Origin of the sequence: Spirulina subsalsa CS-330, assembly GCF_028330765.1 — a bacterium.
Lineage (GTDB): Bacteria > Cyanobacteriota > Cyanobacteriia > Cyanobacteriales > Spirulinaceae > Spirulina > Spirulina subsalsa_A.
Window position 1 is genome coordinate 1 of record NZ_JAQMTY010000070.1, and the last position, 15,522, is coordinate 15,522.

Here is a 15,522-nt window from a genome sequence, read left to right on the forward strand (position 1 = left end):
ATTAAAGGACTCGCTGTCGCTCGATTTGTTTGTTGGTGCAAATTCATCTCGCCACTAAAAGGCACGTCCGCCGTTACCTTCGGTAACTCTACTCGGACTCGCTTTATAGTGGGAGTCTTCTTTGCACATTTTAAGATAAATGACGCGACTCACTCCCTAACGCAAGCATCACGCTAAACAGCATCCATACGGTTAAACCCATGCCATAGGTACGGATCGCTTTGCACATGGGTTGCCAAAGGAAGGTGATCAAAATAATCAGTGGCCCCCAATAGAGGACATGGGCCAGCCAAAAGACACCCGGTTGTAGAATGCTGGTTAAAATCCGCAGATAGAGATTATGACCGAAGGTTGAGTCGTTGCCGGGGGCGGTGGCTAATTGGCCAGTGGCATAGTCGATCGCGCCTAAAAAAATGAGGGTGATGTAGAAGGATTTCGAGGTGAGATAGGATCGCCACGCCGACCATTGAATTAAGCGTTGATCTTTTAGCAGTTCGGCAAGACTGAAAAAGAGGTAGGCGACGGCGATCGCCGCACTCAGATACCCCACAGACTCGATGGGAACGCCGCGATTGAGGTAGTCATGTTCCCCCGGAATGAGGGCGTGCATATAGATGAACGCGCCGATACTGGGCAATGCCGCGAGGGCGAATCGCCAGGGCCAGCGGGTGATCGGTTGCGGGGCCAGAGCCGGGCGATCGTCACGGGGAAACAGCAGAAAAAAACCGCCCATATAGATCGCCGATGACCAGGTAAATGAACCGATGAGGGTTAAGCCGTAGAGGGCGAGGGTGTTGCGGGTGAGATAGGCATAGAACATCGCGATGCCGATCGCATAGGCGACGGCATCGGTGCGCACTGAAATGTAGGTTAATTCCTTCAACACAAAGAAATTGAGAAAGAGGGCGATCGCACCGAACCAAAACCCCAGGGACTGTAAACGCAACAGGTCACTAATCTTCAACCACATCCAGGCCACCACCCCCACACTGATCGTATTGAGCAGGATAAACGCCGTAATCACATGGTCGGGGGTTGGCGACACAAAACTCATTTTGAGCAGCCCATACACCAACAACGACGGAAAACTTCGCGCTAACCAAAACCGATTCACCCCTGCTGCCATACGTCCTGGAAAATCCTGCGCCAATTCCCCATAGAGCACATCAAACCCAAACCCCTGATTGATATTGATGCGATCCGCATTCACCAGCGTCCACAGACCCCACAGCAGCACCCCGCCGATGAGCACCACAGCGCGTCGCTGCGGGTGTGACTCTAAACGGTTGAGGAGTGGGGTGATAACGGGGAGTGACATGGTGCGACTGGCAAAATGAACAGGATTTCATTATGCCTGAATTTGATGCCTCTCCTGCTGCGATCGCAAGGGTCGGTCATGATGAGGGTGCATCCCAGTCATGCAACCCGTCACTGTCTTTTCCCTCTAGAGCACGCCTTTAGAGCTAGGGATTTGGTGGGCGCGGCGGGGATCGACTTCGACGGCCATGCGGAGGGCGCGGGCGAAGGCTTTGAAGGTGGCTTCAATGATGTGGTGGGAGTTGACCCCGGCGCGTTGGGTGATGTGGAGGGTGAGTTGGCTATGGTTGACGATCGCCACGAAAAACTCGCGCACCAGTTGCGTATCGTAAGTGCCGACGCGCTCGGTGGGAATCTCCAGGCCATAACTGAGGTGGGGCCGTCCGGAAAAGTCGAGCACTACTTCGACGAGGGCTTCGTCAAGGGGGGCGATGAAATGGCCGAAGCGGTGAATCCCTTTGCGATCGCCCAAGGCTTGGGCCAAGGCCATGCCGAGGGTAATCCCCACATCTTCGTTGGTGTGGTGGTCGTCAATTTCCCAATCGCCGTGGGCGTGGATGTCGAGGTCTACCAAGCCGTGGGAGGCGATTTGATGGAGCATGTGGTCAAGGAAAGGAATTCCGGTTTTGGTGCGACATTGACCTGTGCCATCAAGGGTAACGCTGACTTGCACATCCGTTTCGCCGGTTTTGCGGTGAACGCTGGCGGTGCGGTGCAGGCTGGGGACGGTGGCGGGGCGATCGCTAAGTTGCATAGGGTTTGATGAGGAATGAGCAAGAATTAAAGATCTAGTATACGCAATGGCTCAACGCCACAACGCATCAGCGACGCGACAGACATCGCGGAGTTCTGGCACATCATGGACGCGCAGAATGTCGCAACGAGTGGCGATCGCCCCACAGGCCGCCGCCGCCGTGCCCCACACGCGCCGTTGTGGGTCGGGTTGATCGAGGATTTTACCGATAAAGCTTTTTCGGGACGGGCCCACGAGGAGCGGTGTATTCAGCCGGTCAAAGTCCCGCAGTTTTTGGATCAGTTCCACATTTTGCGCAGCGGTTTTGGCGAAACCAATGCCCGGATCGAGGATGAGGTGCGATCGCGCCACCCCCGCCGCCTCAGCCCTAGCGATCTGATGCTCAAAAAAGGCCCCAATCTCAGCGGTGAGGTCGGCGTAATCCGTCAGGGTTTGCATTGTGGCGGGAGTGCCGCGCAGGTGCATGAGGATATACGGCACGCCAAGCTGGGCCACGGTGGCGAATATCTCCGGGTCGAACGTGCCGCCGGAAATGTCGTTGACCAGATCCGCCCCGGCCTGAATCGCCGCTTCGGCCACGGCGGCGCGGGTGGTGTCAATGGAAATGGGGCGATGGGTGATCGTGCGGATGCGTTCGATCACGGGAATCGTGCGGCTCAGTTCCGTTTCTAGAGAAATTTGTTCAGCGCCGGGGCGGGTGGATTGGCCGCCCACATCGATAATGTCCACGTCGGCGGTGAGCATGGCTTGCACTTGCGCGATCGCAGCTTCGGGGCGATCGAACTGGCCGCCATCACTAAAACTATCGGGGGTGACATTGAGAATCCCCATGATGTAAGTGCGCGACCCCCAGGCAAAGGTGCGATCGCGCAGCGTCAAAGGCGTTAAGCGTCGTGGATCATTCATCTCGCGTTTGATCACAGTGGTATTCAGGGAGGCAGACCGCCGGGACAGCAATCCCACCAGAGCCTGAAACCCTGGCGGCTTCTGGCCTAAGCCTCTAGCCCATTTTCCCCTAGCTGATTAGTGATAGTTGACAATCCGCGCAAAATCATCTGCTGCCAGGCTCGCACCGCCCACTAAGGCCCCATCAATTTCCGGTTGTGCCATAATCTCATCCACATTTTCCGGCTTCACCGATCCCCCATATTGGATCGAAACACTAGGGTTCGTCAGTTGGTCACGAATCAGCCCGATCACCCGATTCGCCTCATCAGCGGCGCAGGTGTCTCCCGTTCCAATCGCCCAAATCGGTTCATAGGCAATCACCAAATTACTCTGATCAATGCCAGCCAGATCCAGGGCTAATTGCTTGCTGATCACGGCTTCAGTTTCCCCGGCATCGCGCTGGGCCTTCGTTTCACCCACGCAGAGGATCGGCGTTAACTGATAGCCCTGGGCAGCCTTGAGGCGAAGATTCACCGTCTCGTCCGTTTCCCCGAAATATTGCCGCCGTTCGCTATGGCCAATAATCACATAGCTCACCCCGACTTCCTTTAACATCGGCCCGGACACTTCACCGGTATAGGCTCCCACTTCTTCCCAGTGGACATTCTGCGCCCCCAGGCGAACCCGACTCCCGTGCAGATTTTGGGACATCGAATCGAGGGCCGTAAAGGGGGAGCAGAGAATAATCCCACGGGTGGGGTCTGTCTCTTCAATGGCCGGTAAAAAACTCTGGAGAAACGCTTTCGCTTCTGCCTGAGTTTTATACATTTTCCAGTTTCCCGCGATCAGAATTTTGCGCACAGTTAAACAGAATGGTTAAGTGAATTTGTGATTTTATCAGTTTAAGTTGTTGTGGGTGTTAAGGCTAGCGGGCAGGTGATGGAACTGACAAACTGCACGCGGTCAGCATCTCCATCTATATCAGCATCTCCATCTATAGTGGATCTGTTGACACTCGCCCCTGACTCACACCATCCATGACCCCCACGACTCAGACCCGTAAAGCGGAACATATTCGGATTTGTCTGGAAGAGGATGTTCAATGCCGCCAACAAACCACGGGCTTTGAACAGTATCGCTTCAATCATCATTGCTTGCCGGAACTGGACTACGATGAAATTGACATTAGCACGTCGTTTTTGGGTAAATCCCTCAACGCGCCCCTGCTGATTTCCTCGATGACCGGCGGCACGGAGGAAGCCCACCGGATTAATCACAATTTGGCGGCGATCGCTCAAGAATACGGCCTCGCCATGGGGGTGGGTTCTCAGCGGGTGATGGTGGAACGGCCGGAGGTAACGAAAACCTTTGCAGTGCGGACGGTGGCCCCGGATATTCTCCTGTTTGCGAACCTTGGCGCGGTGCAGCTTAACTACACCTACGGGATTGATCAATGTCGCCAGGTGGTGGATTGCCTCGAAGCCGATGCCCTGATTCTCCATCTCAACCCGCTGCAAGAATGTATTCAGCCCAATGGCGATCGCAATTTTCGCGGTCTACTGCAAAAAATCGAAACGGTTTGCCATCAATTGCCCGTGCCGGTGATTGCCAAAGAAGTGGGCAATGGGATTTCGGCGGCGATGGCCCAACGGCTGTTAAACGCAGGGGTGAAGGCGATCGATGTGGCCGGTGCGGGGGGAACCTCCTGGGCTAAGGTGGAAAGTGAGCGGGCTGAAACCCTGTTGCAGCGCCGCTTAGGGCGAACATTTTCAGATTGGGGGCTGCCGACGGCGGAATGTTTGGTGACGGTGCGCCATCTCTTGCCCCAGTTGCCGTTGATTGCGTCGGGTGGCATTCGCGACGGGCTAGAGGGGTCGAAGGCGTTGGCCTTGGGGGCGGATTTGGTGGGGTTGGCGATGCCCTTTTTGCGGGCGGCAGCGGAGTCGGAAACAGCGGTGGCGGAATTGGTGCAACTGCTCCAGGCAGAAATCGCTACAGTATTATTCTGTACAGGCAACCGCACGATCGCAGACTTACAACAATCTCAATCGTTGCGTCACTTATCAGCATAAGCAGGATTTAAAAGCGATGTGGAAGTTTTTGCGGGATGTGAGTGCGAGCGCGATTGGAACCATTACTGCTGTGGTGTTCCTGGTGTTGCTCGGTACGGGGGCGGGTTTGGTGGTGGTGGTGGCATTGTTGGCGACGACGGAGGATGTGGAAGAACCGACGGTGCGCGATCGCTCCATTCTCGTCCTCGACCTCTCCACCCCGATCCGCGACAGTCAATTACTCGATGAATTCACCGAAGCGATCGCCGTCGAAACCAATACCATCACCCTCCGCCAAGCAAAAATTGCCCTCGCCGAAGCGGCCCAGGATGATCGCATCGTCGGACTGCTGATCGATGGAAGCGGCGGTGAAGCGGGGATGGGGTTTGCGACGGCCCAAGCTCTACGCCCTGCCCTGACTGCCTTTCAAGAATCGGGTAAGCGGGTGATGGCCTATGACGTGGATTGGAGCGAGGGGGATTACTACCTCGGTTCCGTGGCGGATACGGTGGTGATTAATCCCATGGGCGAGTTGGAATTTAATGGCCTCGGTGCAGAGCAAACCTTTTTAACGGGAGCTTTGGAAAAGTTCGGCGTGGGGGTGCAGGTGGTGCGGGCGGGGAACTATAAATCAGCGGTCGAACCGTTTATTGAAACGGAATTTAGTGCCGCGAGTCGGGAACAGTTGACGGCCCTTTTAGGGGATCTATGGCAGGAATTTTTAACAGCGGTGGGGCGCGATCGCAACCAAACCCCCGCCGCCCTGCAACAGATTGCCGCCACCCAAGGCTTCCTTTTACCCGAAACCGCCGTCCAAGCGCAACTCGTCGATCAAGTCGCCTATTTTGACGAAGTTGCCGCCGAACTGCGTACCCTCACGGAACAAGAGGAGGAGCCAAAACAGCAATTTCGCCATGTCACCTTGGCCAACTATCGCAGCGAAGTGGCCGATGCGATCGCCGGAGACGATGCCGAGCAAAAGATCGCGATTCTCTACGCTGCCGGGGAAATCGTCTACGGCGAAGGCGAAGTGGAGCAAATCGGGAGCGATCGCCTCATTCGCCAGATTCGAGACCTGCGCCGCGATGAGGATGTCAAAGCGATCGTGTTGCGGATTAACAGTCCGGGGGGGAGTGCCACCGCGTCAGACCTGATTTTGCGAGAACTCCAACTCACCCGTGAACAAAAACCGATCATCGTTTCTATGGGGAATGTTGCCGCGTCGGGGGGCTACTGGATTGCCCTAGAGTCCGATCGCATCTTTGCCGAAAGCACCACGATCACCGGTTCCATCGGTGTATTTGGTCTCTTGCCCAACTTGGAAGGCATTACCACCGAAAACGGCATCACCTGGGACAGCGTCAAAACCGCGCCCTTTGCCGATATTGACACCATTGCCCGCCCCAAAACCGAAGCCGAACTCGCCACCATTCAGCAATTCGTGGATCAGATTTACAATCTGTTTCTGGATAAAGTGGCGCGATCGCGATCCATGCCTCGGTCTGAAGTGGCGGCGATTGCCCAAGGGCGAGTCTGGTCGGGCAGTGATGCGGCGGCCAATGGATTGGTGGATCAGATTGGCGGTTTGGAAGATGCGATCGCCTACGCCGCCGCAACCGCCGAATTGGGGGACGATTGGCAAGTGGAAGAATATCAAAACGAACTCACCTTTGAAGAATTCCTTTTCCGCACCTTCTCCATCCAAGACACCACGCCCCTCACCCAAGAATGGGTTAAACTCCACACCCAACTCCAACAACTCACCCGCTTCAGCGACCCCCGCCACCTCTATTCCATCGCCCCCACCCTCACCATCCGCTAACCCCCCGCGCAAAAAAACGCTCCCCTGATTCCACAGCGGAGCGTTTTCGGTTCAACGAGTCCAGATCGGGCATCGGTTCAATGCAGTCTAGTGCAGCGTCAATGCAAAGAATTAGGATGTTGGTAGGGTGCTGTTAGCGAAGCGTAACGCACCGTCACGTTGAGTGTTGGACATTCAATACAATCCGAATATTAAGTCTTGACTCTGTACTAGGACAGGCAAGGGGCTTAAGCCCCTTGTTCCTAGACATACCCTTGTCCTAAGCAACCTAACTACGGCTATATAGCGAATTACGAAAAGAGGAGAACACCACCTCCCCCTTTTTAAGGGGGATTGAGGGGGATCTCTTGTGAGTATTGTGTCTAATTAAGATCGAGATTTCCTCCCCTTGTTTGCTCACTTTCGCTGATTCACATGGTATTGAGAATGATGATCATCTTTCCCCAATTCAGACAAAATTTCTTCATTATCAAACAGAATTAGGCATTAATCTATTACATCAATCTTCAAAAATTCTACAGGGTTAATCAAAAAAGAATTCTATCCGTTGATGTTAACTAAACCCTCTTACCGAGTAGGCCATTCATCATCCGTATTAACGTTCATCGAAAAAAAAAGGAAACTCACCGCAGAGCGGAGGGCCGCCCGCCCCGCCCTGAACAAAGCGATCGCAAGGGGCTAGAATTGTTAAGGACTGTTAACCCCCTGCCCCTATGTCAGAGCCATTGAACCTATCCGACTCGCTGCCGATGCCTGCTGATCCCGCAGGAACCGCCCGGAATGTGATTCGGATTCGTGGCGCACGGCAGCATAATCTAAAAAATATTGACCTGGATTTACCCCGCGATCGCCTCATCGTCTTTACCGGGGTATCGGGTTCGGGGAAGTCGTCCCTCGCCTTTGATACGATTTTTGCTGAAGGGCAGCGGCGGTATGTGGAATCCCTCAGCGCCTATGCGCGGCAGTTTTTGGGGCAGTTGGATAAACCCGATGTGGATGCGATCGAGGGGTTGAGTCCCGCCATTTCCATTGATCAAAAGTCCACCTCCCACAATCCACGCTCGACGGTGGGCACGGTGACGGAAATTTACGACTATTTGCGGCTGCTGTTTGGGCGGGCGGGGTTGCCCCATTGCCCCCACTGCGATCGCAGCATTGCCCCCCAGACCATTGATGAAATGTGCGATCTGGTGCTGGCCCTGCCCGATCGCACTCGCTTTCAAGTCTTAGCCCCCGTGGTGAAAGGGAAAAAAGGAACCCATAAAAAACTCCTCTCCAGCCTAGCCAGTGAAGGATTTGTGCGGGTGCGAATTAATGGTGAAATTCGCGAACTCAGTGATGCGATCGAGTTAAAAAAGAATCACAGCCATTGCATCGAAATTGTGATTGATCGCCTGATCAAAAAAGAGGGTCTTCAGGAACGATTAGCAGACTCCCTCGCCACCGCCTTAAAACACGCCGAAGGCACAGCAATTATCGCCACTGATGACCAAGAATTGGTCTTTTCAGAAAACTTTGCTTGCCCGGAACATGGGGCGGTAATGGATGAATTGTCGCCGCGTTTATTCTCGTTCAATTCCCCCTACGGCGCTTGTCCCCATTGTCACGGCATCGGCAGCCTCCGCACCTTCACGCCGGAATTAATTATTCCTGACCCAACCCAACCGCTGTATAGTGCGATCGCGCCTTGGTCTGACAAAGACAACGCCTACTATCTCTCACTGCTCCACAGCATCGGCCAAGCCTATGATTTTGAAATCCAAACCCCCTGGGATCGCCTCAGCGACGAACAACGCCACGTCTTGCTTTACGGTGCAGACCAACCGATCCAGATGGAATCCGACCCCTATCGCGGCAAAGGCTACTACCGTAATTTTGCGGGCATCCTGGCCATGCTCGAACGCGCCTATGCAGACACCAGTTCAGAAACCTATAAACAAAAACTCGAACAATATATCGTCTTTCAAACCTGCGAAATCTGTCACGGGCAACGCTTAAAACCCGAAAGCTTGGCCGTGCGTCTGGGGCAATACAACATCATTGAACTGACGAGCATGCCGATCCGCGTTGCCCTCGATCGGATCAATCATCTTGACCTCACCCCACGCCAAGCGATGATCGGCACCTTGGCGTTAAAAGAGATTCGCGATCGCCTTCAATTCCTCCTTGATGTGGGCTTGGATTATCTCACCCTCGATCGCGCCGCCATGACCCTCTCCGGCGGTGAAGCCCAACGCATCCGCCTCGCCACCCAAATCGGTTCCGGCCTGACGGGGGTGCTCTACGTCCTCGATGAACCCAGCATCGGCCTCCACCAACGAGATAACGATCGCCTCCTTGGGACATTGCGCAAACTCCGCGACCTCGGCAACACCTTGATCGTCGTCGAACATGACGAAGACACGATCCGCGCCGCCGATCACATCGTTGATATTGGCCCCAAAGCCGGGGTGCATGGGGGTGCGATCGTCTGTGCCGGGAGTTTTGACGATCTGCTCCAGACCGAAGCCTCCTTAACCGGGGCCTATCTCTCCGGACGGCGCACCATCGACACCCCCCCCGAACGCCGTAAAGGGAACGGTCGCACCCTCAAACTCAAAGACTGCCACCATAACAACTTGCAGCATCTCGATGTAGACATTCCCTTGGGTAAATTAGTCGCGGTGACCGGGGTATCGGGTTCGGGAAAATCCACCCTCGTGAATGAACTCCTCTACCCCGCCCTGCAACACCATTTCACCAAAAAGACCCCCTTTCCCACCCATCTCGGCAAAATCGACGGCCTCAACGCCGTGGATAAGGTGATCGTCATCGATCAATCCCCCATTGGCCGCACCCCCCGCTCCAACCCCGCCACCTATACCGGCATTTTCGACTCAATTCGCGCCCTCTTCGCGGAAACCATCGAAGCCAAAGCGCGGGGCTACAAGCAGGGGCGATTCTCGTTCAATGTCAAGGGGGGACGCTGTGAAGCCTGTAGCGGCCAAGGGGTGAACGTGATTGAGATGAATTTTTTGCCCGATGTCTATGTGCAGTGCGAAGTGTGCAAGGGCACGCGCTATAACCGCGAGACGTTGCAGGTGAAATACAAAGGGTTTTCCATTGCCGATGTGTTGGGGATGACCGTTGAAGAGGCGTTACAAACCTTTGAAAAAATCCCCAAGGCGGCCACCCGGTTACAAACCCTGATGGATGTGGGGTTGGGCTATGTACGCCTCGGTCAACCTGCGCCGACGCTGTCCGGTGGGGAAGCGCAGCGGGTCAAACTTGCGTCGGAACTGTCGCGCCGCGCCACGGGTAAGACGTTGTACCTGATTGATGAACCGACGACGGGGCTATCGTTTTACGATGTGCATCACTTGCTCAATGTGTTGCAGCGGTTGGTGGATAAGGGCAATTCGGTGCTCGTGATTGAGCACAATTTAGATGTGATTCGCTGTGCGGATTGGTTGATCGACCTGGGGCCGGAGGGGGGCGATCGCGGCGGCCAAATTGTGGCGATCGGCACACCGGAAACCGTGGCGGCCCATGGAAAATCCTACACCGGCCAGTATTTGCGATCGGTGTTGAAGTCGGCCCAACCCTAACCCGTGCCTAGGAACCTACTGCTGATACACAACTTGCAAATACTGACATTGATCCCCCTGAATCCCCGATCCCCCTGAATCCCCCTTAAAAAGGGGGACTTTGAATGACTCCCCCTTTTTTAAGGGGGGCTGGGGGGAATCGAGTTGAAATCGATTGAGGATAATCAGTAGGCCTAGAAACAAGGGACTGAAGCCCCTTGCCTCATCCTGCGCGTTGTTCAACGCTTAGAAAAACACATCCATTTCTGAGCGGCCCGTGGTTTTTAACCAGTTTTGCGCTTCGATGTAGTTATTGGGGGTGATGCGGATGGCTTGTTTCCAATATTCGGCGGCGCGATCGTAGAACGATTCAGCCAGGTCGCTGTTGCCCGCTTCCTGAGCCTGATCCCCTTGGTAGTGGTAGATCACGGCGATGTTATTGAGGGCTTGGGGCATGTTGGGGTTGAGTTCGATCGCCTCGTGATAGTAGCGCAGGGCGACTTCATGATCGCCGTTGCTGGCGTGAATCAGGCCGATGTTGTAGAGGATATAGCAGCGATCGGCCGCTTCATCTTCGAGTTTCAGGGCTTCGTGATAGTTGTCGAGGGCTTCGGCATATTCGCCATCGGCTTGGGCAGACATCCCATCACGATAATAGGCAAAGGCTTCTTTGGATTTTTGATTGGTGGGCAGAATCTTGAGGATGATGTCTGCCATGACGGTAAAGCTTTTATCAATAAAGTTATCGTTGCGTTGGGTGCGTGGCATAGGGATAAATTGAGAATTTCAATCGGAATTGTGTATTTAGTGTAGTGTATGCCAGCCGCCCGTTGAATCGCACGGTCTTCACCTGGGAACAGCAACCCCCTAAATCCTTCAACCACTCCGATAAAATGAAAGGCTGAACCCTTGGTAACTGACTGGGCATGACCAAAACCGCCGCAATTTCCGCGCAAACCGCCGATCGCCGCTGGCCCTATTGGCCGATTGTGCCGATTTATCCCTACGGGCAACGCCGCACCCTGCGCCGGGAGCTAGTCCCGGATTGGATTTGGGTGTTTGAGCAGGTGCAGGGGATTTTTTATGTGGTGGTTCCGATTCGGATGACGGTGGTACGACTGGAGGCGGGGGGCTTGTTGGTCTATGCGCCGGTGGCTCCGACGGGGGAATGTTTAGGGTTATTGCGGGAACTGTGCGATCGCTTCGGGGACGTGCGCTATATTATCCTGCCGACGATTTCCGGCATCGAGCATAAGGTATTCATTGGCCCCTTTGCCCGTCGGTTCCCGGCTGCAACGGTGTTTGTGGCCCCCGGTCAATGGAGTTTTCCGGTGAATTTACCCCTGAGTTGGTTGGGCTGCCCCTGGGGACGCACGGAAATTTTGCCCCCGGAACGCTCCGCAACGCCCTTTGCGGCTGAGTTTGATTATGAAATTTTGGGGCCGTTACCGTTGGGATTGGGGAAATTTGGCGAAGTGGTGTTTTATCATCGGCGATCGCGCACTCTCCTGGCCACGGATACGATCCTCTCCGTCCCTCCCGATCCGCCGGAGGTGGTGCAGCTTGACCCCTACCCCCTCCTCTTCCACGCCAAAGACGGAGCCGCCGACCCGATCCGCGACACCCCCAGCAACCGCCAAAAAGGTTGGCAGCGGATCTGTCTCTTTGCCCTCTATTTTCGCCCCGCGACCTTGGAAACGATCGAGCTTGGCCCCGCCTGGCAGGAGGCAAAACAGGGGAGCGATCGCACCCGCCGGGCTTATTTCGGCCTCTATCCCTTCGCCTGGCAAGCCGGATGGCGCGACACCTTCGCCGCCCTCAGCCATAACGAAACCCTGCGCGTTGCCCCCATCCTCCAAACCCTGATTTTGAACCGCGATCCGGTAGCGGTTCGGAGTTGGTGCGATCGCGTCGCCCGCTGGCCCTTCGAGCGGATTATTCCCTGTCATTTCAGCGCTGCGATCGCCGCCACCCCCCACGATTGGCGCGAAGCCTTTCAATTCCTCACCCCCAACCCCGCCCAAACGTTACCCGCCGCCGATCTCCAAGTCCTACGGGATATCGATCGCCGCCTCATCGATCTCAAGGTCACGCCCCCGCCTGCGTAATCGGTGGGCTTGACTGGGTGGGGTAGGCGCGATCGTGTTTGCCGACTGAACATTGCAAAGCGTTGCGGGGGGACAGTCTCCCGGAAAAAACTGGATCATAATAGGGCTGGTATCAGTTCACGGGTTGAGTGGCTATGGTGTGGCAGTCAGTGCGGACGGGTTTGGGTGGTTTGATGGTGTTGGCTTTGGTGGGTTGTGAGGAACATTGCAAACCCCTTGAGCGTGGTGTTTTGCTGGCCCAGATTCAGCCGAGTGTAGTGCGGATTACCTACGGGGATCAAAAGGGGCAGGGGACAGGGTTCATCATTGCGGGGGAGGCGGGGGTTTGTACGGTGGCGACTTCGGCTCATGTGGTGAAGCCGAGTGATTTGATTTCGATTTCGCCCCATGATGTGGATACGGTGAGTCCGGGGGGGTTCCCGGCGCGGGCGGTGCAGTCGTCAGCGAATGGGATGGATGTGGCGATTATTACGTTTGATGCGCCGGGGGAGGGCTGTCCCTATGCGGCGTTGCCGTTGGGGGATTCGAGTCTGATTCAGCAGTTGGATCTGGTTTATCTGTTTGGTTTTCCGGATGGGGGTGAGAAGGCGCTTTATCAGCAGCAGGTGGCGACGGGGGAAATTTCGGCGGTGGATGCGGGCAATGAGGGGGGGTATGACATCACCTATACGAGTACATCGGCGGCGGGGATGAGTGGGGGGCCGTTGGTGAATTTATGTGGTGGGGTGGTGGGGGTGCATGGTCAGGAGGATGCGGGGTTCCGGTTGGCGGTTCCGATTGCGAAGTTACAGGGGGAGTTGGCGGGGATGTTGGCGCAGTTGCCGGTGGTGGCGGTGGGGACGGCGAAGGCGTTGTATGAGAAAGGAGCGGCGTTGCTCAATGAGAAAAAATATGAGGAGGCTCTACCCTATTTTGCGCGGGCTTTGGCTCTCGATTCGAGCGATGCCGTGACCTGGTTTGAGCAGGGTTTAGCATCATATCATTTAGAGAAATATCAAGAATCAATCGCCTCCTATGACAGAGCGATCGCCATTAATCCTAACTATACTTTCGCTTGGCATAACCGTGGCGTTTCATTCAGTAAGTTAGAACAATATCAAGAAGCGATCGCCTCCTATGACAAAGCGATCCTGATTAATCCCGATTATGCTTTGGCTTGGAATGGACGTGGTGCTGCGTTCGCAAAGTTAGAGCAATACCAAAGCGCGATTTTTTTCTACGACAGAGCGATCGCCATTAATCCTGATTTTGCTGAGGCTTGGTCTAACCGTGGTGCTTCGTTAGCAGCGTTAGGGAAACACGAAGAAGCGATCGCCTCCTATGACAAAGCGATCGCCATTAATGAAAATTATGCCGATGCTTGGGTTGCCCGTGGCATTTCGTTACGCAATTTAGAGAAATACGAAGACGCGATCGCCTCCTATGACAGAGCGATCGCCATTAATCCTGATTATGCTGATGCTTGGGTTGCCCGTAGCATTTCGTTACGCAATTTAGAGAAATACGAAGACGCGATCGCCTCCTATGACAGAGCGATCGCCATTAATCCTGATTATGCTGATGCTTGGGTTGCCCGTGGCGTTGCGTTACGCAATTTAGAGAAATACGAAGAAGCGATCGCCTCCTATGACAGAGCGATCGCCATTGATCCTGCTTATGCTATGGCTTGGTATAACCGTGGCCTTTCGTTACGCAAGTTAGAGAAATACGAAGAAGCGATCGCCTCCTATGACAAAGCGATCGCCATTAATCCTGATTATGCGCATGCTTGGGTTAGTAAAGGATGGAGTTTACATTTGCTGAATCGTAATCAAGAAGCACTCGTTGCTACCGATAAAGCACTAGCAATTGATCCAAATAATACATACGCCCAAAACAACCGCAAAACCATCCTCGCAAAACTCAACCCCTCCCCCTAACCCCATGGACTACCAAACCCTCATCACCATTGAACCCGACAAACGCAGCGGTAAACCCTGCATTCGAGGAATGCGCATCACCGTTTACGACATCCTCGAATACTTCGCAGGCGGCATGACCGAAGCCGAAATTCTCGAAGACTTCTCTGAATTAACCCCTGAAGATATTAAAGCCTGCGTCATGGCTACGGACAGCGAACAATCATCTCACCCCAAAGAGTAGACACAGATGAAAACAACTAAGCTCAATGTTGACTTCATGGCCCACCGTGAACAGTGCAACATCCAAACCTATCAAGCCGTTCACGGTAAACCCTACAGCGATCAAATTAACTATGATCGTGAGCAAATTGCCCAGAGCCGACTCGCTCAACTTTGGCAATCACTCAATCACAACGCCTAATCAATCCTCCGCCAACACACCCGCTAACGGAATACTCGCCGGTTGCTCCAGCGTAATCTCCGCCGAACTTTGATAACTCCCCGGATTCCCCGGCATCAACGCCCCCGCCACCCGCTGCAACGCCGCCATTGCCTCCGCCTCATCCCCCGGCACAAGCGTCACCACAGGCGGACAGCCCTGCGTCACCTTCGTTCGCGCACAGATCACCCATTGCTTCGGTGTATTCTCATCCGGACGATACTCAAACGACAGTAGCCCCGCCTCCTTATAGATGTTCATACGATCCGAGATGTCACGACAGCGAGACTCTGTATTCCAACCGTCGCCCATTTCCTCCACCATGTACAGCCACTCCTTCGGCTGCTTGCCCGGCCTTTCATACAACACCGTCCAAATTTGCTGGGCCGTAGTGGAATTCGGGTTAGATCGTAACGAACAAATAAACTGACTCTCCACCGAAACCGTTAACGGCACTCGACCCGCATACATCGTCCAACCGAGTGTCACTAAGCCCAACACCAAGCCCGCAATCCCAATCCATACTGTTTTCTTCTCTTCAGCCGCCATGATTCCCCAGGGGAACGTTGATTTTTAGAAAACTACAATCCCAATTCATTGTATTCCATAGCACCATCCAAACAGATATAGGAACCGAACAAGGAGCTTCAGCCCCTCGCCATCGGGAGCATCTCAC

The 15,522-nt window shown here is 54.6% G+C and carries 13 protein-coding genes; 7 read left to right on the plus strand and 6 right to left on the minus strand.

Translation table 11 applies throughout. The features are described from left to right. Positions 1-130: 130 nt before the first annotated feature. The 4 genes from PN477_RS04545 to tpiA all read right to left on the minus strand — a co-directional run bounded on the left by PN477_RS04545 (position 131) and on the right by tpiA (position 3,820). Positions 131-1,318, minus strand: coding sequence for a hypothetical protein (locus tag PN477_RS04545; protein ID WP_272122045.1), 1,188 nt, complete (start codon positions 1,316-1,318; stop codon positions 131-133). A 126-nt stretch (positions 1,319-1,444) separates the two neighbouring features. Further along, on the minus strand, positions 1,445-2,071 hold the full coding sequence (gene hisB / locus PN477_RS04550) for an imidazoleglycerol-phosphate dehydratase HisB (protein ID WP_272122047.1): 627 nt from the start codon (positions 2,069-2,071) through the stop codon (positions 1,445-1,447). A 51-nt stretch (positions 2,072-2,122) separates the two neighbouring features. Further along, complete coding sequence (gene folP / locus PN477_RS04555) at positions 2,123-2,977, minus strand: dihydropteroate synthase (RefSeq protein WP_272122049.1); 855 nt, start codon at positions 2,975-2,977, stop codon at positions 2,123-2,125. A 117-nt stretch (positions 2,978-3,094) separates the two neighbouring features. After that, the gene (gene tpiA, locus PN477_RS04560; RefSeq protein WP_272122051.1) at positions 3,095-3,820 is read right to left on the minus strand and encodes a triose-phosphate isomerase; all 726 of its coding nucleotides are present in this window, start codon (positions 3,818-3,820) and stop codon (positions 3,095-3,097) included. Between the two features lie 176 nt (positions 3,821-3,996). Here tpiA and fni point away from each other — a divergent pair, with 176 nt between their 5' ends. From fni to uvrA, 3 genes are all read left to right on the plus strand, one after another. Further along, on the plus strand, positions 3,997-5,031 hold the full coding sequence (fni, locus tag PN477_RS04565) for a type 2 isopentenyl-diphosphate Delta-isomerase (protein ID WP_272122053.1): 1,035 nt from the start codon (positions 3,997-3,999) through the stop codon (positions 5,029-5,031). A 16-nt stretch (positions 5,032-5,047) separates the two neighbouring features. After that, a complete protein-coding gene (gene sppA, locus PN477_RS04570; protein ID WP_272122055.1) occupies positions 5,048-6,832 on the plus strand; it encodes a signal peptide peptidase SppA in 1,785 nt (594 codons plus the stop codon). A 749-nt stretch (positions 6,833-7,581) separates the two neighbouring features. Then, on the plus strand, positions 7,582-10,419 hold the full coding sequence (uvrA, locus tag PN477_RS04575; RefSeq protein ID WP_417158750.1) for an excinuclease ABC subunit UvrA: 2,838 nt from the start codon (positions 7,582-7,584) through the stop codon (positions 10,417-10,419). Between the two features lie 225 nt (positions 10,420-10,644). On the opposite strand, the gene PN477_RS04580 is transcribed toward uvrA, so the two are convergent. Beyond that, positions 10,645-11,166: a photosystem I assembly protein Ycf3 gene (locus PN477_RS04580; RefSeq protein ID WP_272120763.1), complete on the minus strand. Its 522-nt coding sequence runs from the start codon at positions 11,164-11,166 to the stop codon at positions 10,645-10,647. Between the two features lie 158 nt (positions 11,167-11,324). Here PN477_RS04580 and PN477_RS04585 point away from each other — a divergent pair, with 158 nt between their 5' ends. From PN477_RS04585 to PN477_RS04600, 4 genes are all read left to right on the plus strand, one after another. Further along, positions 11,325-12,506: a DUF4336 domain-containing protein gene (locus PN477_RS04585; RefSeq protein ID WP_272120761.1), complete on the plus strand. Its 1,182-nt coding sequence runs from the start codon at positions 11,325-11,327 to the stop codon at positions 12,504-12,506. A gap of 134 nt (positions 12,507-12,640) precedes the next feature. Beyond that, positions 12,641-14,425 (plus strand): tetratricopeptide repeat protein, encoded by a 1,785-nt coding sequence (locus tag PN477_RS04590; protein WP_272120760.1) that lies wholly within the window; start codon positions 12,641-12,643, stop codon positions 14,423-14,425. Positions 14,426-14,429: 4 nt separating this feature from the next. Next, positions 14,430-14,648, plus strand: coding sequence for a DUF433 domain-containing protein (locus PN477_RS04595; RefSeq protein ID WP_272120759.1), 219 nt, complete (start codon positions 14,430-14,432; stop codon positions 14,646-14,648). A gap of 6 nt (positions 14,649-14,654) precedes the next feature. Then, entirely contained in the window at positions 14,655-14,828 is a 174-nt protein-coding gene (locus tag PN477_RS04600; RefSeq protein ID WP_272120757.1) for a hypothetical protein, read from the plus strand. Here PN477_RS04600 and PN477_RS04605 read toward each other — a convergent pair whose 3' ends face one another. Beyond that, positions 14,829-15,395 (minus strand): COP23 domain-containing protein, encoded by a 567-nt coding sequence (locus PN477_RS04605; protein ID WP_272120755.1) that lies wholly within the window; start codon positions 15,393-15,395, stop codon positions 14,829-14,831. Between the last annotated feature and the right edge of the window lie 127 nt (positions 15,396-15,522).

Excerpts from the sequence above, each read along its gene's own strand:
- PN477_RS04605 (WP_272120755.1), bottom strand. The coding sequence starts at position 15,395 with ATGGCGGCTGAAGAGAAGAAAACAGTATGGATTGGGATTGCGGGCTTG.
- PN477_RS04600 (WP_272120757.1), top strand. The coding sequence starts at position 14,655 with ATGAAAACAACTAAGCTCAATGTTGACTTCATGGCCCACCGTGAACAG.
- hisB (WP_272122047.1), bottom strand. The coding sequence starts at position 2,071 with ATGCAACTTAGCGATCGCCCCGCCACCGTCCCCAGCCTGCACCGCACC.
- PN477_RS04590 (WP_272120760.1), top strand. The coding sequence starts at position 12,641 with ATGGTGTGGCAGTCAGTGCGGACGGGTTTGGGTGGTTTGATGGTGTTG.
- uvrA (WP_417158750.1), top strand. The coding sequence starts at position 7,582 with ATGCCTGCTGATCCCGCAGGAACCGCCCGGAATGTGATTCGGATTCGT.
- PN477_RS04585 (WP_272120761.1), top strand. The coding sequence starts at position 11,325 with ATGACCAAAACCGCCGCAATTTCCGCGCAAACCGCCGATCGCCGCTGG.
- PN477_RS04595 (WP_272120759.1), top strand. The coding sequence starts at position 14,430 with ATGGACTACCAAACCCTCATCACCATTGAACCCGACAAACGCAGCGGT.
- PN477_RS04580 (WP_272120763.1), bottom strand. The coding sequence starts at position 11,166 with ATGCCACGCACCCAACGCAACGATAACTTTATTGATAAAAGCTTTACC.
- folP (WP_272122049.1), bottom strand. The coding sequence starts at position 2,977 with ATGAATGATCCACGACGCTTAACGCCTTTGACGCTGCGCGATCGCACC.
- fni (WP_272122053.1), top strand. The coding sequence starts at position 3,997 with ATGACCCCCACGACTCAGACCCGTAAAGCGGAACATATTCGGATTTGT.
- PN477_RS04545 (WP_272122045.1), bottom strand. The coding sequence starts at position 1,318 with ATGTCACTCCCCGTTATCACCCCACTCCTCAACCGTTTAGAGTCACAC.
- sppA (WP_272122055.1), top strand. The coding sequence starts at position 5,048 with ATGTGGAAGTTTTTGCGGGATGTGAGTGCGAGCGCGATTGGAACCATT.